At 62.9% G+C, this 20,304-nt stretch carries 22 protein-coding genes and 1 pseudogene; 10 read left to right on the forward strand and 13 right to left on the reverse strand.

What is annotated here, in order from left to right:
• Positions 1–123: 123 nt before the first annotated feature.
• Positions 124–1,029 carry a nitrogen assimilation transcriptional regulator NAC gene (nac, locus tag K6M89_RS27900; RefSeq protein ID WP_040143173.1) on the forward strand — a complete coding sequence of 302 codons (906 nt, stop codon included), beginning with the start codon at positions 124–126 and terminating at the stop codon, positions 1,027–1,029.
• 14 nt (positions 1,030–1,043) lie between these two features.
• On the opposite strand, the gene K6M89_RS27905 is transcribed toward nac, so the two are convergent.
• From K6M89_RS27905 to K6M89_RS27950, 10 genes are all read right to left on the reverse strand, one after another.
• Positions 1,044–2,246 carry a pyridoxal phosphate-dependent aminotransferase gene (locus tag K6M89_RS27905; protein WP_222141709.1) on the reverse strand — a complete coding sequence of 401 codons (1,203 nt, stop codon included), beginning with the start codon at positions 2,244–2,246 and terminating at the stop codon, positions 1,044–1,046.
• Between the two features lie 59 nt (positions 2,247–2,305).
• Complete coding sequence (locus K6M89_RS27910) at positions 2,306–3,073, reverse strand: 5-oxoprolinase subunit PxpA (protein WP_222141710.1); 768 nt, start codon at positions 3,071–3,073, stop codon at positions 2,306–2,308.
• Between the two features lie 21 nt (positions 3,074–3,094).
• Positions 3,095–4,090, reverse strand: a complete 996-nt coding sequence (locus K6M89_RS27915) for a 5-oxoprolinase subunit C family protein (RefSeq protein ID WP_222141711.1) — start codon at positions 4,088–4,090, stop codon at positions 3,095–3,097.
• Positions 4,087–4,794 (reverse strand): 5-oxoprolinase subunit PxpB, encoded by a 708-nt coding sequence (gene pxpB, locus K6M89_RS27920; protein WP_222141712.1) that lies wholly within the window; start codon positions 4,792–4,794, stop codon positions 4,087–4,089. Before pxpB ends, K6M89_RS27915 begins: the two co-directional genes overlap by 4 nt.
• Positions 4,791–5,204 (reverse strand): acetyl-CoA carboxylase biotin carboxyl carrier protein, encoded by a 414-nt coding sequence (locus K6M89_RS27925; protein WP_222141713.1) that lies wholly within the window; start codon positions 5,202–5,204, stop codon positions 4,791–4,793. The genes pxpB and K6M89_RS27925 overlap by 4 nt, the downstream gene beginning before the upstream one ends.
• On the reverse strand, positions 5,201–6,595 hold the full coding sequence (gene accC, locus K6M89_RS27930; protein ID WP_222141714.1) for an acetyl-CoA carboxylase biotin carboxylase subunit: 1,395 nt from the start codon (positions 6,593–6,595) through the stop codon (positions 5,201–5,203). Before accC ends, K6M89_RS27925 begins: the two co-directional genes overlap by 4 nt.
• Positions 6,595–7,026: an acetyl-CoA carboxylase biotin carboxyl carrier protein gene (locus K6M89_RS27935; RefSeq protein ID WP_222141715.1), complete on the reverse strand. Its 432-nt coding sequence runs from the start codon at positions 7,024–7,026 to the stop codon at positions 6,595–6,597. Before K6M89_RS27935 ends, accC begins: the two co-directional genes overlap by 1 nt.
• A gap of 191 nt (positions 7,027–7,217) precedes the next feature.
• Complete coding sequence (locus K6M89_RS27940; protein ID WP_222141716.1) at positions 7,218–7,508, reverse strand: type II toxin-antitoxin system RelE/ParE family toxin; 291 nt, start codon at positions 7,506–7,508, stop codon at positions 7,218–7,220.
• Complete coding sequence (locus K6M89_RS27945) at positions 7,496–7,774, reverse strand: CopG family ribbon-helix-helix protein (RefSeq protein ID WP_222141717.1); 279 nt, start codon at positions 7,772–7,774, stop codon at positions 7,496–7,498. The genes K6M89_RS27940 and K6M89_RS27945 overlap by 13 nt, the downstream gene beginning before the upstream one ends.
• Before the next feature lie 95 nt (positions 7,775–7,869).
• Entirely contained in the window at positions 7,870–8,940 is a 1,071-nt protein-coding gene (locus K6M89_RS27950) for a LacI family DNA-binding transcriptional regulator (protein ID WP_222141718.1), read from the reverse strand.
• A gap of 221 nt (positions 8,941–9,161) precedes the next feature.
• On the opposite strand from K6M89_RS27950, the gene K6M89_RS27955 reads away from it, so the two are divergent.
• The 8 genes from K6M89_RS27955 (at position 9,162) to K6M89_RS27990 (ending at position 17,529) form a co-directional block, all read left to right on the forward strand.
• Positions 9,162–10,115, forward strand: coding sequence for a sugar phosphate isomerase/epimerase family protein (locus K6M89_RS27955; RefSeq protein ID WP_222141719.1), 954 nt, complete (start codon positions 9,162–9,164; stop codon positions 10,113–10,115).
• A gap of 58 nt (positions 10,116–10,173) precedes the next feature.
• Positions 10,174–11,406, forward strand: a complete 1,233-nt coding sequence (locus K6M89_RS27960; RefSeq protein ID WP_097580824.1) for an ABC transporter substrate-binding protein — start codon at positions 10,174–10,176, stop codon at positions 11,404–11,406.
• Between the two features lie 100 nt (positions 11,407–11,506).
• Complete coding sequence (locus tag K6M89_RS27965) at positions 11,507–12,394, forward strand: carbohydrate ABC transporter permease (protein WP_222141720.1); 888 nt, start codon at positions 11,507–11,509, stop codon at positions 12,392–12,394.
• Entirely contained in the window at positions 12,394–13,278 is an 885-nt protein-coding gene (locus K6M89_RS27970; RefSeq protein ID WP_222141721.1) for a carbohydrate ABC transporter permease, read from the forward strand. The genes K6M89_RS27965 and K6M89_RS27970 overlap by 1 nt, the downstream gene beginning before the upstream one ends.
• A gap of 7 nt (positions 13,279–13,285) precedes the next feature.
• Positions 13,286–14,368, forward strand: a complete 1,083-nt coding sequence (locus K6M89_RS27975; protein ID WP_222141722.1) for an ABC transporter ATP-binding protein — start codon at positions 13,286–13,288, stop codon at positions 14,366–14,368.
• Between the two features lie 84 nt (positions 14,369–14,452).
• The gene (locus K6M89_RS27980; protein WP_222141723.1) at positions 14,453–16,105 is read left to right on the forward strand and encodes a GMC oxidoreductase; all 1,653 of its coding nucleotides are present in this window, start codon (positions 14,453–14,455) and stop codon (positions 16,103–16,105) included.
• A gap of 108 nt (positions 16,106–16,213) precedes the next feature.
• The gene (ppk2, locus tag K6M89_RS27985; protein ID WP_222141724.1) at positions 16,214–17,128 is read left to right on the forward strand and encodes a polyphosphate kinase 2; all 915 of its coding nucleotides are present in this window, start codon (positions 16,214–16,216) and stop codon (positions 17,126–17,128) included.
• 209 nt (positions 17,129–17,337) lie between these two features.
• Complete coding sequence (locus K6M89_RS27990; protein WP_222141725.1) at positions 17,338–17,529, forward strand: hypothetical protein; 192 nt, start codon at positions 17,338–17,340, stop codon at positions 17,527–17,529.
• A gap of 197 nt (positions 17,530–17,726) precedes the next feature.
• Here the strand turns inward: K6M89_RS27990 and K6M89_RS27995 are convergent.
• Positions 17,727–18,588: pseudogene (locus K6M89_RS27995) on the reverse strand (aldo/keto reductase family oxidoreductase).
• Positions 18,589–18,685: 97 nt separating this feature from the next.
• On the opposite strand from K6M89_RS27995, the gene K6M89_RS28000 reads away from it, so the two are divergent.
• The gene (locus tag K6M89_RS28000) at positions 18,686–19,597 is read left to right on the forward strand and encodes a LysR family transcriptional regulator (protein ID WP_222141726.1); all 912 of its coding nucleotides are present in this window, start codon (positions 18,686–18,688) and stop codon (positions 19,595–19,597) included.
• Between the two features lie 144 nt (positions 19,598–19,741).
• Here K6M89_RS28000 and K6M89_RS28005 read toward each other — a convergent pair whose 3' ends face one another.
• Both K6M89_RS28005 and rpsU read right to left on the reverse strand, forming a co-directional pair.
• On the reverse strand, positions 19,742–19,936 hold the full coding sequence (locus K6M89_RS28005; RefSeq protein WP_222141727.1) for a hypothetical protein: 195 nt from the start codon (positions 19,934–19,936) through the stop codon (positions 19,742–19,744).
• 23 nt (positions 19,937–19,959) lie between these two features.
• Complete coding sequence (gene rpsU, locus K6M89_RS28010) at positions 19,960–20,193, reverse strand: 30S ribosomal protein S21 (protein WP_010027648.1); 234 nt, start codon at positions 20,191–20,193, stop codon at positions 19,960–19,962.
• Positions 20,194–20,304 lie beyond the last annotated feature (111 nt).

Here is a 20,304-nt window from a genome sequence, read left to right on the forward strand (position 1 = left end):
CCGAAGAAGAGAAGGCGGCGATGCCGATACTCTCTCTCGGCCTTGCCTCGGGCCGCATCGCGTTGCAAAAGCAATGCGCCTCTGCAAACATGATCCGCAGATCAGAATGGTACCCCGATCCCCATGGACATCAGACGCCTCAAATCCTTCATCGTGATCGTCGACAGCGGCAGCATCACACGAGCGGCGGATCTTTTGCATATCGCCCAGCCGGCGCTCAGCCAGCAGCTTGCAGCACTTGAGGAGCATTTCGGCCACAAGCTGCTGATCCGCAGCCAGCAGGGTGTCAGCATGACCGATGCCGGACACGCGGTATATCGCCATGCGCAGATCATCCTTCGGCAGATGGAGCAGGCGCAGGCCGATGCATCGGCCGCCGGCAATTCGCTTGCCGGGCGCGTCTCGGTCGGCCTCGTGCCGTTCAGCAGCGCGGCGACGCTCTCCGTCGATCTGCTGGCGGAAACCCGGAAACGGCATCCCGGTATTCTCCTGCACCTCACCGAAAGCGTCGGCCAGACCTACAGCCAGATGATCATGAACGGCCGGCTGGAGATGGCGCTTCTGCATGGAACCGGGCCGATCAAGGGCGTGCGGTTCGAACCGATCCTCAGCGAAGAGTTTTTCCTGGTCGCCCATCGCGATTTTGCCATCGAAGCGGATACGAAACCCGTCGCGGTCAACGCTCTCGACGGGATACCGCTGCTCCTGCCGCCGGCCTATAATTTCGTCCGCCGCGCGGTCGATACCGCCTTCACCCGCACGCGCACCAATCTGAAGGTCGTGGCGGAAGTCGAGATCGTCCGAACGCTTGCCCGCGCGGTCGGCAGCGGCCTCGGCGCGACGATCATGCCGAAGGCGATCGCCGATCGCATCGTCTCGGAATCGAGCGAGCCGCTGATCTGCCGGCTCGTCTCGCCGCGGATCGAAGAAACCCTGTCGCTCTGCGTTTCCGACCAGAATCCCTTGTCGGAACCGGCCCTTGCCGTCCGAGACATTCTTCTCGAATTGACGGCGCGGCTGAAAGCCTGAGAGGGGAGCGCCGGTCAGCGCATGTCCTTGCAGAACTGGGCGATCCGCGCGCAGCCCTCGCCGAGTTTTTCCATGCTTGTCGCGTAGGAAATGCGAAAGAAGGGGCTCATTCCGTAAGCCGCGCCTTGCACGGTCGCGACGTGATGCTCCTCCACCAGCGCCATGACGAAATCGACGTCGGTCTCGATCCTGCGCCCGCCCTTGCTGGTCTTGCCGATCAGCCCCGATATGTTGGGATAGATATAGAAGGCGCCTTCGGGCCGATGGCAGCGCAGCCCTTCCACCGCGGATAATTTGTCGAGGACGAAGTCGCGTCGCGTCTTGTAGATCGCCGCCCGCTCCTTCAGCAGGTCCTGGGACCCGTCCAGCGCGGCGGTCGCCGCCGCCTGGGTCAGCGTCGCAATGCCGCCGCCATTCTGGCCGTTGACGTTGCTGATCGTCGAGATCAGCTCTTTCGGTCCGGCGCAGAATCCGAGCCGCCAGCCGGTCATCGCGTAAGCCTTGGAGACGCCGTTCATCGTCAGGACGCGGTCGTAGAGCTTCGGCTCAACCTCCGCTATCGTGCAGAACTGGAAGTCGTCATAGACCAGGTGCTCATAGATGTCGTCGGTCATGATCCAGACATTGGGATGGCGCAGCATGACCTCGGCGATGGCGGCCATCTCCGCCCGGGAGCAGGCGGCTCCGGTCGGATTGTTCGGGAAGTTCAGGAAGAGCCATTTGGTGCGCGGCGTGATCGCCGCCTCCAAATCCTCAGGGCGCAGCTTGAAGCCGGCCTGCTCGTGGCAGGGGACTGCGACCGGCACGCCGCCGGCGAATTTGACGATGTCGGCATAGCTGACCCAGGAGGGTGTGGGAATGACGACCTCGTCGCCGGGGTTGCAGGTCGCCAGCATGGCGTTGAAGATCACCTGCTTGCCGCCGCCCGAGACGACGATCTGGCTGGCATCGTAGTCGAGATTGTTGTCGCGCTTGAACTTTTTGATGATGGCGGCCTTCAGCGCCGGGGTGCCGTCCATCGGCGGATATTTCGTATCGCCGGCAAGTGCAGCCGCATGGGCCGCCTCGATCGCGTGCGCCGGGGTGGGGAAATCCGGCTCGCCGGAGGAGAGGCTGACGACTTTGATCCCTTTGGCGGCCAATTCCCGGGCGCGCTGGGTCATGGCGGCGGATGCGGATATGGAGACGTTTCTCAGACGGTCGGCGATCACGGACATCGGAATGGTCCTTCGGTGAGGGATTGGAATAAAGACCGCCGGCGGGCGATCGGATTGCGTCAGTCGGCGAGTTCGGCGGCGGGCGCGAGTGTGGCGCCCGTGGCTTCGATCTCACCGCGCACGATGCCGGCGAGCTCAAGGGCGCCCGGCGTGTCGCTGTGAACGAGGATGGAGCGCGCCGGCATGGCGATCACAGCACCGTCGATGGTCTCGACGCTGCCGTCGAACAGGAATTTTCGCACACGCGCACGCACGGCAGCTTCGTCCTTGATGACGGCGCCCGGGAGCCCGCGTGTGACAAGCCTGCCGCCGGCGTCATAGGCCCGGTCGGCGAGGAAAAGTGCCAGCGTTTTCAGGCGTGCGCGTTTGGCGGCCTGCTCGATCTCGCTGCCTGATGTGACGAAGACGACGAGAGTGGCGTCGACGGCGGCGATCGCATCCATCATCAGGTCGGCGAGGACAGGGTCGCGGTTGACCATATTGCCCATGGCCGCATGGAAACTGATATGGGAGACCGCGACCCGCTCGGCTTTGGCGATCGCCATCAGCGCGCCGAGCTGGTAGAGCATCTGCTGGCGAAGCTCGTCCGCCTGAAAGGGTAATTCGCGGCGGCCGAAGCCCAGCCGGTCGGGCAGGCCGGGGTGGGCGCCGATGCCGACGCCATTCAGCTTCGCCAACCGCACCATGCGCCCCATCGTATCGGGGTCGCCGCCGTGGAAACCGCAGGCGATATTGGCCGAGGAGACGATTTTCATCATCGCGTCATCGTCGCAGAGCCGGTAGGGGCCAAATCCTTCGCCCATGTCGGAATTCAGATCGATCTTCATCAGTTCCTCCTTTCGCCTCCCTTAGGCCATCGCCTTCAGGGCGCGCTTGACCATCCCAGATGTCAGCCTGACATCCTCGACATACCGGGCGACGGCCTGTTCGACTGTGCGCGCCTCCGCATGCGTCGACCGGACGAATTTCAGGCGGGCGCCGATGCGGGCCTGCCCGAGCCGCCAGAGGTCGCATTCGATCACCCCGGCGACCTTCGGATAGCCACCGGCCGTGTTCGCATCGCTCATCTGCACGATCGGTTCGCCGCCGGGCGGAACCTGGATGACGCCGGGCACGACGCCGTGCGAGCGCATCTCGATGGCGGCGGTCGGCGTGACCGGCTCGCCGGAGAGGCGGTAGCCCGTGCGATCGCTGCGCGAGGAAATCCGCCAGGTTTGGCCCCAGAAGGCTTCGCCGTCTCCGGCGAAGAGACCATGCTCGCCGGCAGGCAGGGCGCGGATCGGCAGCGCCCCATCGACGGGAGCCGGGAAGACGTCGCGCAGTGCCACGGCCGGCTCGACGACGGCGAGGCCCGTGGCCGGCAGCATGGCAATCTCCGCGTCCTCGCCGACCGCGATCCGATCGCCTTTCGCCAGCGGCCGGCCGGCATTGCCGCCGAAGCCGCCGCGCAGCGACGTGCTACGCGACCCCATCACGACAGGAATATCCAGCCCGCCGCCGACCGAAATATAGGCGCGCGCCAGCCGCGGGGGCTGCTGCAGCTGAAGAACTTGTCCGGGCTCTGCGGTATAGGCGCACCAGGGAATGAGTTCCGATCCGTCGAGGTGAGGACGGCCGTCGGCGCCGGTCACGGCAAAGACGGTGCGCCGCTCGAAACGCAGGCTGAACGGGAAGGTCTGGACCTCGATCACCGCCGCATTCTCGTCATTGCCGACGAGAATATTGCCGATCCTGACTGCAAGTGGATCCATCGCGCCGCTCGCCGATACGCCGATGTCGCGATAGCCGGGGCGTCCCAGATCCTGCACCGTGTTGAAAGGGCCGCTTTCCCAAATCTCGATCATAGCTCGATCCTCGCCGGCAGGAACCGCACCGTATCTCCGGGCGCCATCAAGGCGGGGGTTGGCGCGGTCGGGTCGAACATCTCAAGCGTCGCGAAGCCGATGGAATTCCAGCCGTTGGGACCGGTCAGCATGGCGACGCCGGTCTGCATGCCGCCGATCGTCACGGAGCCCTTCGGCATCTTCAGCGACGGCACGGTCTTACGCGGCATGTAGATGCGCGGATCGAGCCCATGCAGATAGCCGAAGCCCGGCGCGCTGCCCAACGCGAAGACACGGTAGGTGGCTTCATGATGGATGCGGACGACCTCGCGGTCGCTTAAGCCCGAGAGATCGCAAACGGCCGGAAGATCGGTCGCATGTTCGCCGCCGTAATGGACGGGAATCTCGATGGTCTTGCCGTTAAGATCGATGCTCTGCGCATTCTCCCATGCCTCCAGCAGCCGGGCGACCACCGCATCGGGATCTTCGGGCGTCTCCTTGAAGATCACGAGCAGGTTGGTCATCCCGGGAATATTTTCGGCAAGGTCTGCCCAGCCTCTCACCGTCTGAGACAGGGCCCAAATGCGACGCTGCGCGATGAGATCGAAATCGCCTGGCGCCTCGAGCAGGAAGGATCTGGCCCCGATCGAGGAAACCCGCGCCCGGCTTTGGGTGGCCGGGATGATTTCGCGTTGCGAGGCATGTCTGTTCGTCGTGGCGATCATGATGGCAGCTCGATTTCGAACAGAGGGTCACCGAAGCCGACCAGAGCGCCGGGCTCGGCGAGCAGCCTGGTCAAGACACCGGAACGGCCGGCGCGAAGAGGAAGCAGCACATGCCCTACCCTGATGAAGCCGAGGAGATCGGCATCGGATACCGAGCGCGGCAGAGTTTGCGGCGTGACGGCGGCGGCCGGATGTTCGGCGCAGAAATGCCCCGCCAGCGGCGCCTTCACGACAACAGGTGGGGAGCCCGGAGCGCGGGGTGCGGCTACCTGCGCGCCGCCCTCCCCTGAAATGAAGATGCGAAGCTGCCCGTCCGGCCGGGAGATTTCGAGGCCCTTCACGCCGGCGGCCCTCAGAGCCTCGGTCAGGAATGCAATGGTTGCGGGATCGCTGAAGTCGATGGCGTTCATGCCGCCGTCCTCCTCAGCTTCAGCCATTGCTCGAGATAGTGGATATCGGTCTCACCGCGCGCGAATGCGTGGTCCTCGAACAGGGCGCGCAGGAAGGGGATATTGGTGGCGATGCCTTCGATCTCGGTGCCGGCAAGCGCCTCGCACATTCTGGCCATTGCTTTCGCCCGCGTCGGCGCGTGGACGATCAGCTTGGCGATCAGCGAGTCGTAATAGGGCGAGACCCTGTAGCCGGGATGAATATGCGTATCGACCCGGATGCCCGGCCCCTGCGGCAAAGCGAGACGAGTGACGACGCCTGCCGACGGCAGGAAAGTGTCGGGATCCTCGGCGTTGATGCGGCATTCGAAAGAGTGGCCCTCGCAGGGGACATCGCTCTGGACGAGATCCAGAAGGTCACCCTGTGCCGCCTTTATCTGCGCCTGGACGATATCGATCCCGCTCGTCATCTCGGTGACGGGATGTTCGACCTGAAGCCGCGTGTTCATCTCGATGAAATAGAAAGCGCCGTCCTCATAGAGGAACTCGAAGGTGCCGACACCGCGATAGCCGATCTGGCGGCAGGCCTGGACGCAGGCCATGCCGACCGGCTGGATGATATCGGGCGCGATTCCCGGCGCCGGTGCTTCCTCCACGACCTTCTGATGGCGGCGCTGCATCGAGCAATCGCGATGCCCCAGCCACACGGCATTGCCGTGATCGTCGCAAATGACCTGGATCTCGATATGGCGCGGATGCTCTAGGAATTTCTCCATGTAGAGCGAAGGCGAGCCGAAGGCCTTGCGCGCCTCTTCCCGGGTCAGCGCGATCGCTTCATGCAGTTGATCGGGCTTCGCCACGACGCGCATGCCGCGTCCGCCGCCGCCCCCTGACGCCTTGACGATGACGGGATAGCCGATCTCCAGCGCGATGCGCTGTATGGCGGCCGGGTCGTCGGGCAGTGCGCTATCGGGACCGGGAACGCAGGGGACGCCGGCCGCCATCATCGCCCGCTTCGCCGCGATCTTGTCGCCCATGGTCGCAATCGATGAAGCGGTCGGGCCGATGAAGGTCAGCCCGGCCTTTTCGACGGCGTCGGCGAATGCGGCGTTCTCAGACAGAAAACCGTAACCAGGATGGATGGCGGCCGCGCCGGTCAGGCGTGCGGCGAGAAGAATGGCGTCCTGATTGAGATAGCTCCTGCTCGCGGTCGAAGGGCCGATGCAGAGAAAATGGTCTGCGGTCTTGATGTAAGGCGCTTGCCGATCCGCCTCGGAGCAGATGGCGACTGTCCTCAGGCCGAGTTCGCGGCAGGCGCGCTCTATCCGGGCGGCGATCTCGCCGCGATTGGCGATGAGGACCGTGTCGAAACGGCGTCCCGAAGCAGCGGATTGTTCAGATGTTTCCGGCATCAGGCGATCTCCGCCAGCAGGTCGCCGGTCTCGACCTCGCCATTGTCGATATCGGTCAGGTGCGTGATGCGCCCGGATCGCGGCGCGGCGATCGTATTGAAGACCTTCATCGCCTCGATGATGAAAAGGGTCTGCCCCTCCTCCACCGCGTCGCCGATCGCGACGAATGGCGGCTCGCTGGGCGCTGGCGCCCGGTGCAGGACGCCAAAGACGGGCGCCTTCACCGCATAGGAGGTTTTCTCGGCGCTGGAAGGCGCATCGGAGACAAGGCTAATCGTCGATTCCGGCTTTTGCGGGGGCTCGGCAACGCCTGCCTCTGCCGGCGACGAGCCGAAAATCCGAACCGTCACGTCCTTTTCCGTCACGGTCAGCTCGGTAATATTGGATCGTCCGACAAAGTCGATCAGCGTCTTGATCTTCGAGAGGTCCATGTGCGTGCTCGGAATTTCAACATTCCACCGCGCAGGCCTGAAGTTTCATGTCGCCCGGTGTTGTGATTTTCGTAGCACGATGCGCCGACTGATGGGGTCAGACGAAGTTTTGATGGAGTGCAATCGGCGCCCCATGGGCGGCCATGTCACCGGACGCTTGCGAAACCGACAGACGGACCCTCGGAGCCGGATCAGAACCCTGCTTCCTTCTGATGTCGCACGGCGAGGATCGTCAAGATGTCGCCATCCACACGATAACGCGCGACGTATCCGCTATCTCCGAAATCGATGAGCCATTCCCGATATTGCTCGGGCAAGTCTTCGATGAGGCGTCCCATATGGGGATGTGCGCCGAGGAGGCTCACGCCGTTGAGAATGGTTTCGCCTGCCCGCCTGGCGACCGACGGGTTTTTCGGCCGCAGGAATTCCCGGAGCCGCTCGAGGTCGCGGATGGCGGCCGGGGAGAAGATTACTTGTGGCATTCGGGGGCGGACAACTCGTCGTCAGTTCCCCAGGTCGAAAGCCATTTTTCGACCTCGACGCCGGTGATGTGCAATCCCGTCGCCTCAAATTCATTCCAGGCGTCAAGCGTCTCCTGCCGCAGCGCCTCGCGCCTCTCCTCGCGCTCGACATATTGCGCGATGGCTTCACGCATGATCCAGTGGGACGAACGGCGGCGAGCCTCGGCCAATTGTTGGACGCGGCCCTTCAGCTCTTCATCGAGCTTGAGCGAGGTCGGCGACGCCATGAGCTCTCCCTAGTCGGAGGTAATACCGAACGCTAATTTAGGCCTCCTCGCTGTACTTGTCCATGAATGAATTCAATGAAGCAGTTCCGGCATCGTCAAGCCTTCGGAGGGGCGATGCTCTCCCGCGGGATGAGCTTGCTGCGGACGACGGTGCGCACGGAGACCGGGTTTTGCCTCTGGCCAATGGCGTCGAGCAAAAGTTCCACCGCGGCGCGGCCCATCTCTTCCACCGGTTGCTCGATCGTCGAGAGCGGCGGCGAGGAAAATTCGCAGACCGGGGAGCCATCGAAGGAGACGATGGAGAGATCATCGGGAATGCTCAAGCCTGCGCGCTTGATGCGGCTGACGAATGAAATGGCCATATCATCGCTAGTGGCGATGACCGCCGTTGGTTTCTCGGCCAATTCGGTGAAATCCTCTGCCGCCTTTACGCCAATATCGAAACCGTGCTGATAATCGAGACGACCGCCCGAGCGACGCACTGCCTCCTCCGATAGGCCGGCTGCCTCAAGCGCCTCGAGCACGCCGCCATAGCGCTCGACGTCGTGATAATTGCCTTCAGGTCCCGCAAGATAGAAGAATCGTCGGTGGCCTAGACGGATCAGTTCAGCGGTGACGTCGCGCACAGCCTCGCGGTCGTTGGTGATGACGCTCTGCAGGCCCGCATCGCTCATGTCGAGCAGCATCGAAACGATCGGCAGGCCGGAATTTGCCAGCGAGCGCCCATCGACCTCCGGAAGCTTCGACGACAGGATGATCGCGCCGCGCACGCTGCCGCCGAAGGCAAGATCGAGAATGTGCCGCTCGGAAATCTCGTCGCGACCGAGGTTGGCGATCATCAGATTGTAGCCGCCCTGGATCAGCGATTTGTTGATACTCTGCAGGACCTGCGGAATGATCTGCGAGACGCCGTAATAGAGCGATCCAGGCAGGATGATCATGATGATGTTGGATTTGCCGACCCTGAGGCCCCGCGCCATTGCATTGGGCGTATAGCCGAGTTGCTTGGCGGCCGCGTTGATCTTGGCGCGCGTCTTTTCATTGACCCGCCCGGGGTTGGCGAGCGCACGGCTGACCGTTGATATGGCAACGCCGGCGAGCCGCGCGACATCCGCCATCAAGGCCCCTGATGGTTCCTCTCCCATTACATCCTTGTTTTTATTCACGTGTCGTTCTTTCATCGGATGCTTCGATTTGCAACTTTAAGGCAGGTGGTGGCTTATAGCAAACGTTTGCCAAAAATCGCTTGCCAAAAAAACCAGCTTGGCTATCATTAAGTCATGGCAAACGATTGCCATCTCTTAATGCGTTGAAATTTCATGACTTATTGGATGTGGAGGTGCTGTTCCGCACTCCGCTAAGTCGTGCCTCGAGAAATGAGATAGATATGGCTACTGCCGACAGGCTGCGCTTCGGCGTCGATCTCGTGACGTTCTTTCATCCCGGCTTTTGGGGCGTCGACAGCCATGATGCGATCATCGACCATGCGCGCGCTGCGCCGCGCGCCTTCTGGGACAAGATCCTCGACAGCGTCCAGGCCTCCGGCGTTACCGGTGTCGAGCTGACCTTCTCTCCCTTCAACTGGCAGGACGCGATCAAGACCTATGGTTCGGTGAAGGCTTTCGCAGCCGAGCTGGCAAAACGCGGCCTGACGCTCTGCAGCGGTTTCTTCGCGGAGCTGGAGGCGGCGGGGGACTTTGCCGACCCCGAGGCCCAGCGCGCGCTGATCGACAAGGCGGAGCGCTATGCCGACTTCCTGAGAGCCTGCGGCAGCGACATCATGGTGATCGGCGCCCCGCTGCGCCAGACGCTCGGCGCCCAGCCGGTGCAGTTTTATGATTTCGACCGCGCCAAGCTGATTGCCGACTTCCTGAACCGTCTCGGCTCGACCCTCTATATCAGGGGCGTGCGGCTGGCGCTGCATACCGAAGCGCATTCGATTTTTGCCGGCGCGCGTGACGTCGATCTGATGATGCTTTTGACCGACCCCGCCTATGTGCATATGTGCCCCGACACGGCCCATATCATCGTTGCCGGCTCAGATCCCGTCCAACTCGTCGACCGTCATCATGAGCGGATGATCATCGCCCATTGGAAGGATGCGATCGGCCCCATGCCCGCCGACACCCCGATCGACAAGCACATTCACGATCGCCACCGCCCCTATTTCTGCGGCTTCGGCCTCGGGCGGGTCGACTGGCCGGCCTGGATCCGGCTGCTGCGCGACCGGGCCTATGAAGGCTGGGCGATCCTCGAACTCGATGCCGCGCCGGATCCCGTCCGCGACATCGCCAACGGGCTGACGCTCGTCCGGCAGGCGCTCCTGCCGATCTATCGCTGACTATCATTCCGAAGACTACGAACGCCCCGCCAAGAGGGCATTTTCAAGAGGTGGAACAATGAAGACCATGATGAAACTTTTTCTTGCCGGCGTAGCATTCGCCGGTCTCTTCGCTTCGGCCCATGCCGAGGACAAGCCGACGATCGAGATGATGTCGTCCTGGACATCGGGCGGCGAAGCCGCCGCCCTCAATGTCATCAGAAGCGAATTCGAAAAGCGCGGCGGTGTCTGGAAGGATTCCTCGATCGCCGGTTTCGGCGCGGCCGATGCGGCATTCCAAAACCGGATCGTCGCCGGCGACGCGCCTGGCGCCAAACAGGGCGTCATCGGCCTTGCGGCTGCGGATTTCGTCAGCCAGGGCCTATTCAACCCGATCGACGACGTCGCGGCCGCCGGCAAATGGGCCGACGTCCTGCCGAAATCGATCACCGATCTCATTTCCTATGACGGCAAGGTCTATCTCGCGCCGACCGGCGCCCATGGCGAAAGCTGGGTCTTCTATTCCAAGGAAGCCTTCGGAAAGGCCGGCATCGCGGAGGAGCCGAAGAGCTGGGACGAATTCTTCGCTGACCTCGACAAGCTGAAGGCCGCCGGCATTATTCCGGTCGCCTGGGGCGGGCAGCCGTGGCAGCAGACCAAGGTCTTCAACATGATCCTGCTTTCGCAGGTCGGGATCGACGGCTTTCTGAAGATCTATGTCGACAAGGACAAAAGCGAGGCATCGGTCGAGGGCGTGAAGAAGACCCTCGAAATCCTCGGCAAGCTGCGCGGTTATGTCGACGCCGGTGCCGCCGGCCGCAATTGGAACGACGCGACGGCCATGCTGATCACCGCCAAGGCCGGCGTGCAGTTCATGGGCGATTGGGCCAAGGGCGAATTCACCGTCGCCGGCAAGGAGCCGGGCAAGGACTATGGCTGCATGATCGCGCCGGAATCGAAGGGCATGGTCTACATCGCCGATTCGCTCTGGTTCCCGAAGACCGGCAATACCGGCACCGACAAGGCGCAGAAACTGCTCGCCGAGGTCGTCATGGATCCGGCCGTCCAGGTCGAGTTCGCGCTGAAGAAAGGCTCGGTGCCGATGCGCACCGACGTCGACAAGTCGAAGCTCGATGTCTGTGCTCAGAAGGGTGCGGAGCTGATGGCAGCCGGCGCGATCGTGCCGGACCAGGCGATTGTGCTGACGCCCCAGCAGGTCGGCGCGCTCGACGATTACGTCGACGAATTTTGGAGCGGCGGCTCGAACGACGCAGCCTCCGCGGCCGAGAACTTCTTCGCCATTTTCGAATAGGATAGCGCCGTGGCGTCGGCCTGATCCGACGCCACGGCAGCCCGGCCGCTGCCTTCGCGCAGCGGCAGCGCGCCCCTTTCATCTGTCGACGAGCTGGCCGATGTCCTTCAAACGTAAGCCCAACTTCTCCGCCACCATCGCCCTGCTGCCGACATGGTTCGTCGCGGTGGTGGTCTTCATCGGCACCATGGCGTGGTCGATCCGCCTGTCCTTCACCAATTCCACGCTCTTTCCCTCCTCGACCTATGTCGGCCTTGCGCAATATTCGAAGCTCTTCTCTTCCGCCAAATGGCTCGCGTCACTGCAGAACGTGCTGATCTTCGGCGTCCTATACGTCGCAGGCTGTCTGCTGCTCGGCTTTCTGCTCGCCGCCGCACTCGACCGCAAGATCCGCTTCGAAAGCGCCTTCAGGACCATCTTCCTTTATCCCTACGCCATGTCCTTCGTGGTGACCGGGCTGATCTGGCAATGGATGCTCAACCCGACGCTCGGCATCCAGGCCAGCGTGCGTTCGCTCGGCTGGGAAAGCTTTGTTCTCGACTGGGTGGTCAACCGCGACATGGCGATCTATGCGCTGGTGCTTGCCGGCGTCTGGCAGGGCGCGGGGCTGGTCATGGTCATCGCGCTGGCCGGCATGCGCGGCATCGAGGCCGAGCAATGGAAGGCGGCGCGCATCGACGGCATTCCCGTCTGGCGGATCTATGTCTCGATCATCCTGCCGCAGCTCGGGCCGGCGCTGGCGGCTGCCGGCATGCTGCTCGCCATGGGCGTGATCAAGACTTACGACATCGTCGTCGCCATGACCAATGGCGGCCCCGGCAACTCGACGGAAGTGCCGGCGAAATTCATCATGGATAATCTGTTCGGACGCCAGAACCTCGGCCTCGCCACGGCCGGTGCCACGGTGCTTGTCCTCGGCGTGATCATCGCGGTCGCCCCGTTCCGCTACGCGATGCACATGCGCGCCAGAGCGAAGGGAGCCGCGTGATGGCCGATCTCCATCCGAACGGTCCGAGGCCGGCACGGCTCACCGCCGGGCGCATCGGCCTCTACGCCTTCCTGGTCGTCGCAGCACTTTTCTTCCTTCTGCCGCTCTACACCATGGTCGTCACCTCGCTGAAATCGATGGACGAGATCCGGCTCGGGCAGATCTTCGCGCTGCCGGCCAGGCTCGATTTCTCTGCTTGGGCGACCGCTTGGTCGGGCGCCTGCATGGGCACCGTCTGCGTCGGCATTCGCAGCGGCTTCTGGAATTCGGTGGCGATCACCGTTCCCGCGGTCGCGCTCTCGGTCTTTGTCGGCGCCGTCAACGGCTATGCGCTGTCGCTCTGGCGGCCGCGCGGGGCAAATGCGCTCTTCGGTCTGCTGATGGCCGGCGGCCTCATCCCCTACCAGATCTTCCTCTATCCGATGGTCCGGGCGATGGCGAATATCGAGCTCTACAATTCGCTGGCCGGCATCATTCTCGTGCATGTCATCTTCGGCCTGCCGCTGGTGACGCTGCTCTTTCGCAACTATTTCGTCAGCGTGCCGGAGGAACTCTGCAAGGCGGCGCGCGTCGACGGCGCGGGCTTCTGGCGGATCTTTTTCGAGATCATGCTGCCGATCGCGGTGCCGATGGTCGTCGTCGTCTCGATGCTCCAGTTCACCGGCATCTGGAACGACTTCCTGCTCGGTCTCGTCTTTGCCGGCCGCGACAACCTGCCGATGACCGTCCAGCTCAACAATATCGTCAACACCACGATGGGCGAGCGCACCTACAATGTGAACATGGCGGCGACGATCCTGACCGCCATCGTTCCGCTCGCAATCTATTTCCTGTCCGGCCGCTGGTTCGTGCGCGGCATCGCGGCCGGCGCAGTCAAGGGGTAACGCTTCCATGCAATCCGCCGTCTCCGTGAAGGATCTGAAGATCGCCTATGGCCACCATACGGTGATCGAGAAGATGTCGATCGATATTGCCCCGCAGGAGTTCCTGGTACTGCTCGGTCCTTCCGGTTGTGGCAAGTCCACGCTGCTGAACGCCATTGCCGGGCTGCAGGACATCGCTGCCGGCGAGATCTGGATCTCGGGCAAGAACGTCAGCTGGGAGGAGCCGAAGGACCGCGGCATCGGCATGGTCTTTCAGTCCTACGCGCTCTACCCGCGCATGTCTGTCCGCAAGAACCTCTCCTTCGGCCTTCGCGTCGCCGGCCTCCCGAAGGCCGAGATCGAGGCCCGTGTCGCCCGCACGGCCGCTCTCCTTCACCTCGACACGCTGCTCGACCGGCGCCCTGCCGAACTTTCCGGCGGCCAGCGTCAGCGCGTGGCCATCGGCCGGGCGCTGGTGCGGGAAGTCGATGTCTTTCTCTTCGACGAACCGTTGTCGAACCTCGACGCCAAGCTGCGCAACGAATTGCGCGTCGAGATCAAGAAGCTGCATCAGCGCCTCGGCAACACGATGATCTACGTCACCCACGATCAGGTCGAGGCTCTCACCCTTGCCGACCGCATCGCCATCATGCGCGACGGCGTCATCCAGCAGCTTGCCTCGCCGGCTGATATCTATCGCCGTCCGGCGAACCTCTTCGTTGCGGGTTTCATCGGTGCGCCGGCGATGAACTTCGTCGAAGGCCGGATCGAGCGCGGCGACAGCGCGCCAGTCTTTCAAAGCAGGGGGCTTGCCGTCGATCTCTCCGGTTATTCCTTTCGAGCAGCTGCGGCGGAAGGACCGGCAACGCTCGGCTTTCGCCCTGAGCACCTCGTGCTCGATGCCGCGGCAGGTAGCCTGCCCACCATTCCCGGCCGCGTTTCCGTCGTCGAGCCGATGGGGTCCGATGCGGTCGTGTGGTTCGACTGGGCGGATCAAAGCCTCTCGCTGAGGCTAATGGGCGACGTGGCCCTGCAGCCTGGCGACGCCGTGGCCCCCGGGCTCGATATCGCCAAGGCGTCGCTCTTCGGCGCCGACGGATCGCGGCTCTGATGCTTCGCCCCTTCGTTTTCCCGCAATGGCCGGCGCGCTCCGGGCCGTTTTGAGCAATTGCTCCAGGACAGGATTTGGAAAGACATGTCTGAGATCATCTATGATGCGCTGGTGATCGGCTCCGGCGCGGCGGGTTCCTTCGCGGTAAAAGAACTGACGGCGCAAGGGCTGTCGGTGCTCCTGCTCGAGGCGGGCCCCGCCGTCGGCTCTAGGGATTTCGACCCGGCGCGCAAGAAAGCGCCCGCAAGCAGCATCAATATCTGGGAGCGCGCGCGGGCCACCCTCAAAGGCCAGCCGATCCAGGCGCGCGCGGCCTTTTTTACCGAGCGCTTCAGCCACTTCTTCGTCAACGACCGCAAGAACCCCTATACGACGCCGAAGGGCGAGCCTTTCCTCTGGATCCGCGGCCGCCAGGGCGGCGGGCGTCTGCACAGTTTCGGCCGCGTGCTGCTGCGCTGGACCGACGACGATTTCAAGATCCGGTCGCGCTCTGGAAAGGGCGTCGATTGGCCGGTCTCCTATGACGAGCTCACGCCGTTCTACGACGAAGTGGAGTCCTATCTCGGGCTCTACGGCAACAAGGACGATGTGCCGACGCTGCCGGACGGGATCTATGCCAAACCGGCGGGTCTGACGCCCGCCGAACAGATCTTCAAGCAGGCGGTTGAAAGCCGTTGGCCGGAGAGGCGCGTCGTTTCCTGGCGCTACATCGCGCCGGACGCCGAACGCATGCCGCGGCCGCTTAAGGATGCCAAGGCCACCGGCCGGCTGAAGGTTCGCTACGACGCCGTCGTTCGCCGAATCACGACGGATGAGAAAACCGGCCGCGCCACCGGCGCGGAATTCATCGACCGCAATACGGGTGAGATATCGAAGGCTCGTGCCGCGACAGTCGTGCTGTCGGCCTCGCCGATCGAGAGCGTGCGGCTGCTCCTCAATTCGGCCTCGGCCCAACATCCCGACGGCCTTGGAAACAGCTCGGGCGTCCTCGGCCGCTATTTCATGGATCAGCTTCCCTGCCTCGCCTTCGGTTCCTTTTCGAAGGCGAAGGGCTGGGCGCCCGACGAATCCGCTCCGACCGACCCGTTCTACAATCCCTCGGGCGGGATCTTCATCCCCCGCTTCGGCGAGGGCGATGCGGCCCGCGGCGATTTCGACTACCAGGGCAGCGTCGGCCGGGCACCTGTTTCCGGGGACACCGATGCGCGTCTCGCCTTCTTCGGTTTCGGCCGCATGCTGCCCTATGCCGACAACCGCATCACCCTCGATGCCTGGCGCAGGGACGCCTGGAACATTCCCGTGCCGCATATCCGCTGCGTCATGCAGGCGGAGGAACAGGCGCTGCTTCGCCGGCAGGAGGAGACGCTGATCGCCATGGTGAGCGAGGTCGGCGGCGAGCTCGAATTCATCGGCTCGCCGACCGGCCTTAAGGAGATGGGCAGGGGCGCCTTTCCCGATGCGGACGTCTTCAGCCGCTTCATGTTCCGCACATGGTTCCGCAAGACCATGTGCATGGGCGCGGCCATCCATGAAACTGGCGGTGCGCGCATGGGTGAAAGCCCGGAGGCGTCGGTGCTCAATTCCTATAACCAGGTCTGGGATGCCCCGAACCTCATCGTCACCGACGCCAGCGCCTTCCCGGGCAGCGGCATCGCCGGCACGACGCTCACCGTCATGGCCCTGACGATCCGCGCCTGCCGAAACCTTGCCGACCGATATCGGGCGGGGCAGCTCTAAGCTGCGTTTGGAACGAGAGACGGGCCTAACCGTTTCAGCTCGATCAGTGGCCGTCATATAAGCTTCGCACTGGCATGCTCCTGTCAAAACAGCAGGAAGGAAAAAACCATGGCTCAAACACCGCAGGACCAACTCGACCGCATAAAGGCCGAAATCGCAGACAGCTTCGATGAGGAGTTGGAAATGCAGATGGAGGAAGACCGGCTGGACGATCTGGTCGCCGAGGGAATGTCGGAACCGGCCGAGCAGACGCTCGAGCGAAAGATCTACTTCCGCGAACTCTTCCGGCTGCAGCACGAACTGGTGCGGCTGCAGGATTGGGTCCAGCACAAGAAGCTGAAGGTGGTAGTGCTTTTCGAGGGCCGGGATTCGGCCGGAAAGGGCGGCGCGATCAAGCGCGTCACCAAGAGGCTCAATCCGCGCGTCTGCCGCACCGTCGCACTGCCCGCCCCGACCGAGCGGGAGCGCCATCAATGGTATTTCCAGCGCTATGTTCCGCACCTGCCCACAGCCGGCGAGATCGTGCTCTTCGACCGCAGCTGGTACAACCGCGCCGGCGTCGAGCGCGTGATGGGGTTCTGCACCGCCGACGAGCTCGAGGAATTCTTCCGCTCGGTGCCGGAATTCGAACGCATGCTCGTCCGCTCCGGCATCGTGCTGATCAAATACTGGTTCTCGATCACCGACGAAGAGCAGGAATTCCGCTTCACGATGCGTATCCACGATCCGCTGAAGCAGTGGAAGCTTTCACCGATGGATATGGAAAGCCGTGTCCATTGGGAGGAATATACCAAAGCCAAGGAAGAAATGCTGGCGCGCACCCACACCAAGGAAGCGCCTTGGTGGGTGGTGCAGGCCGTGGACAAGAAACGAGCGCGGCTGAACTGCATCGCCCATCTTCTCGAGCAGATTCCCTATGAGGATGTGCCGAAACCGGAGATCCAGCTGCCGGATCGCATCCGCCATGAAGATTACATCAGGGCGCCGGTCCCCGCTGAAATGTACGTCCCGGAGCGCTATTGAAGGCATAGCGGCCAAAGGTTGGCTGCCGCTGCACTGTAGTCAGGGACCAAATGGTCCCTGAATGCTGTATCCGCGAGGCACACTAGGCGTGCCAACCATGCGCTCTCCGCGCATAAATTGCCGAAGTGACCTTGATGCCTCTCCTGATTGCTCTAGCATTGCTGTGGTGAGACAAGGACGACGCTCATTTTGGCGACAGGAGGTCAATCATGACACGCCGCTCGAAACTGATTGTCCAGGAGGTCGCGTTGTCGGCCGTCTTGGCGGCCGGCACCGTGATCGGCATTCCCAAGCTGACCGATCCGAATGCGGCCGCCAATTATCCCTTGGCGATCGGGGTTTTCCTGATGATGTCAGCGGCCTTCGTGGCCTATGAACTTATCACCGGGAAATCGTCCTGATGATCAAGCGGCTTGCCGAGCCAGGTTCTTTCAAAAGCGTCTTGAAGTTTTGACCTGACCGGACAGGGACCGCGATCAGTCGGCCTGCCGAAACACCGATCTGCGGTCCGGCGCCTTGAGGCATTTTGATCGCAATGATGGCCGCTGGCCGCGCCCGAGCGTGGCGGCCAGCCGCCCGTCCGGCCATTCTAATGCCCTCAGGCAGCGATATCGGCCATCCGGTTCAATTCCTCGATGGCCTCATCGGGCAGTACGAGGCTGGCAGCGGCGAGGTTTTCCCTGAGATGGCCGAGCGACGACGTGCCTGGGATCAGCAGGATATTGGGCGCGCGATGCAGCAACCAGGCGAGTGCCACCTGCATCGGGGTAGCGCTGAGGCGCTCGGTGACCTTGGAGAGGGTGGACGACTGCAGCGGCGTAAACCCGCCGAGCGGGAAGAACGGCACATAGGCAGTGCCCTCACGGGCGAGCGCGTCGATGAGCGGATCGTCGGCCCGATGCGCCAGATTGTACTGGTTTTGCACGCAGACGATGTCGGTGATCCCGCGGCCTTCGGCGACCTGGCGCGAGGTGGCGTTGCTCAAGCCGACGTGACGGACGAGACCCTGCCGCTGGAGATCGGCAAGCACCGTCAGAGGTGCTTCTATCGATCCTTCGGCCGGGCCATGCACGTCGAACATGATCCTGAGGTTGACGACATCGAGCACGTCAAGGCCGAGGTTACGCAGATTGTCGTGCACTGCCTCGGTCAGCTCATGGCGCGAGAAAGCCGGAATCCAGGACCCGTCCGGGCCGCGCCTGGCGCCGACTTTGGTGACGATGACGAGATCATCGCGATAGGGGTGGAGGGCTTCGCGGATGATCTGGTTGGTGACGTGCGGACCGTAGAAATCGCTGGTGTCGATGTGATTGACACCGCTTGCGACCGCCAAGCGCGGCGCCATGATCCCTGGGCGGGCCGAACACGCCAGGCCCCGCGAGCTGCATGGCGCCATAGCCAAGTCGTTTCACGTTGCGGTCGCCGAGATTGAAGCTGCCGGCCTGGTCGATAATGGACATGATCTCACTCCTTTCAAGAGGTGAGGCCAAGACTACGCCTTGGCGGAGCGTGTGAAAATGGGGTACAATCCGTACGGGCCGTGCGGAGTGGCGAACAGTGAAAGCAGATTTGAGCGATCTCAATGCCTTTGTCGCCGTGGCGCGGGCCAGCGGTTTTCGCGAGGCCGCGCGGTCCAGCGGCAGCAGCGCCTCCTTCTTGAGCGAGGCGGTGCGGCGCCTCGAGGCGGATCTCGGGGTCAGACTGCTCAACCGCACGACGCGAAGCGTTGTTCCAACCGAAGCGGGCAAAGGCCTGCTGGAACGGCTTGGCCCTGCTTTGACTGAGGTGGAGGCCGCGCTCGACGTGGTCAACCGATTTCGTGACAGGCCGGCAGGTTCTCTGCGGCTCAACGTGCCGGTCAGCGCGGCGCGCTTGGTGCTGCCAGCCATCGTTCCGCCATTCCTCGCCGCCTATCCCGATATTCGCCTCGAGATCGTCGCCGAGGAGAGCTTCGTCGACGTGGTTGCTGCCGGATGCGATGCCGGCATCCGCTATGACGAGCGGCTGGAGCAGGATATGATCGCAGTTCCGATCGGGCCGCGCCAGCAGCGCTTTGCCACTGCCGCATCCCCCGACTATCTCGACCGTCACGGCCGGCCGCAACATCCGAGCGAACTTCTCGACCATGCCTGCCTGCTGGGCCGTTTTGACAGCGGTGCGCTGACGGCGCCCTGGGAATATGAGCGGGACGGCGAGGTGGTGCGGGTCGAACCATCAGGACCATTGATCGTCAAGGTCGGCGGGGCGATCGATCTGTCTGTCGAGGCCGCCATAGCGGGCACGGGCGTGATCAGCATTTTCGAAGACTGGCTGCGCCCGTATTTTGACAGTGGCGTTCTCGAGCCCATTCTCGAACCCTGGTGGCAGCGCTTTTCCGGGCCGTTTCTCTATTATCCCGGACGGCGCCTGGTGCCGGCACCGCTCCGCGCCTTCATCGATTTCGTCAAGGCGTCAGCTAACCCGGCTTGAACGAAGTTTCAGGGCGATATCGCTTCGAGAACGGAACGCTGTAGATCCGGGGTTTCGATATCCGGGAAATGTCGAAACCCCTTCGGAAGGCGGTCGTCGGCCACAGCAGAGAGATCCTTCTGCGCCGTCACCGTCATTCGCTCCTCAATGCACGCTTGGAGTTTCCATGACTATTGCGAAGTCTTCTGCGACCAGTTCGCTGACGGCTATGAGGATTTCCTCCCGTGAAAAGCCCGATGTCAGCGCACGCTGGATCAGATCCTGCAGATCCGGCTCGACCACATCACGGCAATCCTCGAGGCGTTCTTCTGAAATGGCAAGGCTATTCAATTCGTCCATTGTCTATCCTTTCGGAAAAGCTATCAACGCGCTGCCGCCTGCTTCCGCCCGGCCAGCAGTCCTTCGCGCTGCATCTTCTTGCGTGCGGCCTTGCGCTGCCGGCTGATCGCCTGGGCTTTTTCTCTGACGCGGCGTTCGGACGGTTTCTCATAGGCGCGCCGCTCCTTCATTTCGCGGAACAGTCCTTCGCGCTGCATTTTCTTTTTCAACGCTCTCAGGGCTTGATCGACGTTGTTGTCTCTGACGAGTACCTGCATTCGCATTCTCCTTGTTTGGATGGTGGGCCGATCTCCGTCAGCCGCGTTATCAGGCAATCAGGCCTGCATTCACGGCGGCTAAAGAGGCAAATGCCCTTCACGCTCCAGCAG

The sequence above is a fragment of the Rhizobium croatiense genome, assembly GCF_019793465.1.
Classification (GTDB): Bacteria; Pseudomonadota; Alphaproteobacteria; order Rhizobiales; family Rhizobiaceae; genus Rhizobium; species Rhizobium croatiense.

What these genes read in the sequence shown, in the direction of transcription:
- rpsU (WP_010027648.1), bottom strand. Translation starts at nt 20,193, where the DNA reads ATGCAGGTACTCGTCAGAGACAACAACGTCGATCAAGCCCTGAGAGCG.
- K6M89_RS27940 (WP_222141716.1), bottom strand. Translation starts at nt 7,508, where the DNA reads ATGCCACAAGTAATCTTCTCCCCGGCCGCCATCCGCGACCTCGAGCGG.
- K6M89_RS27970 (WP_222141721.1), top strand. Translation starts at nt 12,394, where the DNA reads ATGGCCGATCTCCATCCGAACGGTCCGAGGCCGGCACGGCTCACCGCC.
- K6M89_RS27955 (WP_222141719.1), top strand. Translation starts at nt 9,162, where the DNA reads ATGGCTACTGCCGACAGGCTGCGCTTCGGCGTCGATCTCGTGACGTTC.
- K6M89_RS28005 (WP_222141727.1), bottom strand. Translation starts at nt 19,936, where the DNA reads ATGGACGAATTGAATAGCCTTGCCATTTCAGAAGAACGCCTCGAGGAT.
- K6M89_RS27960 (WP_097580824.1), top strand. Translation starts at nt 10,174, where the DNA reads ATGAAGACCATGATGAAACTTTTTCTTGCCGGCGTAGCATTCGCCGGT.
- K6M89_RS27915 (WP_222141711.1), bottom strand. Translation starts at nt 4,090, where the DNA reads ATGATCGAGATTTGGGAAAGCGGCCCTTTCAACACGGTGCAGGATCTG.
- K6M89_RS27980 (WP_222141723.1), top strand. Translation starts at nt 14,453, where the DNA reads ATGTCTGAGATCATCTATGATGCGCTGGTGATCGGCTCCGGCGCGGCG.
- K6M89_RS27975 (WP_222141722.1), top strand. Translation starts at nt 13,286, where the DNA reads ATGCAATCCGCCGTCTCCGTGAAGGATCTGAAGATCGCCTATGGCCAC.
- K6M89_RS27910 (WP_222141710.1), bottom strand. Translation starts at nt 3,073, where the DNA reads ATGAAGATCGATCTGAATTCCGACATGGGCGAAGGATTTGGCCCCTAC.
- K6M89_RS27945 (WP_222141717.1), bottom strand. Translation starts at nt 7,774, where the DNA reads ATGGCGTCGCCGACCTCGCTCAAGCTCGATGAAGAGCTGAAGGGCCGC.
- K6M89_RS27905 (WP_222141709.1), bottom strand. Translation starts at nt 2,246, where the DNA reads ATGTCCGTGATCGCCGACCGTCTGAGAAACGTCTCCATATCCGCATCC.
- pxpB (WP_222141712.1), bottom strand. Translation starts at nt 4,794, where the DNA reads ATGATCGCCACGACGAACAGACATGCCTCGCAACGCGAAATCATCCCG.
- accC (WP_222141714.1), bottom strand. Translation starts at nt 6,595, where the DNA reads ATGCCGGAAACATCTGAACAATCCGCTGCTTCGGGACGCCGTTTCGAC.
- K6M89_RS27990 (WP_222141725.1), top strand. Translation starts at nt 17,338, where the DNA reads ATGACACGCCGCTCGAAACTGATTGTCCAGGAGGTCGCGTTGTCGGCC.
- nac (WP_040143173.1), top strand. Translation starts at nt 124, where the DNA reads ATGGACATCAGACGCCTCAAATCCTTCATCGTGATCGTCGACAGCGGC.
- K6M89_RS27935 (WP_222141715.1), bottom strand. Translation starts at nt 7,026, where the DNA reads ATGGACCTCTCGAAGATCAAGACGCTGATCGACTTTGTCGGACGATCC.
- K6M89_RS27965 (WP_222141720.1), top strand. Translation starts at nt 11,507, where the DNA reads ATGTCCTTCAAACGTAAGCCCAACTTCTCCGCCACCATCGCCCTGCTG.
- K6M89_RS27925 (WP_222141713.1), bottom strand. Translation starts at nt 5,204, where the DNA reads ATGAACGCCATCGACTTCAGCGATCCCGCAACCATTGCATTCCTGACC.
- ppk2 (WP_222141724.1), top strand. Translation starts at nt 16,214, where the DNA reads ATGGCTCAAACACCGCAGGACCAACTCGACCGCATAAAGGCCGAAATC.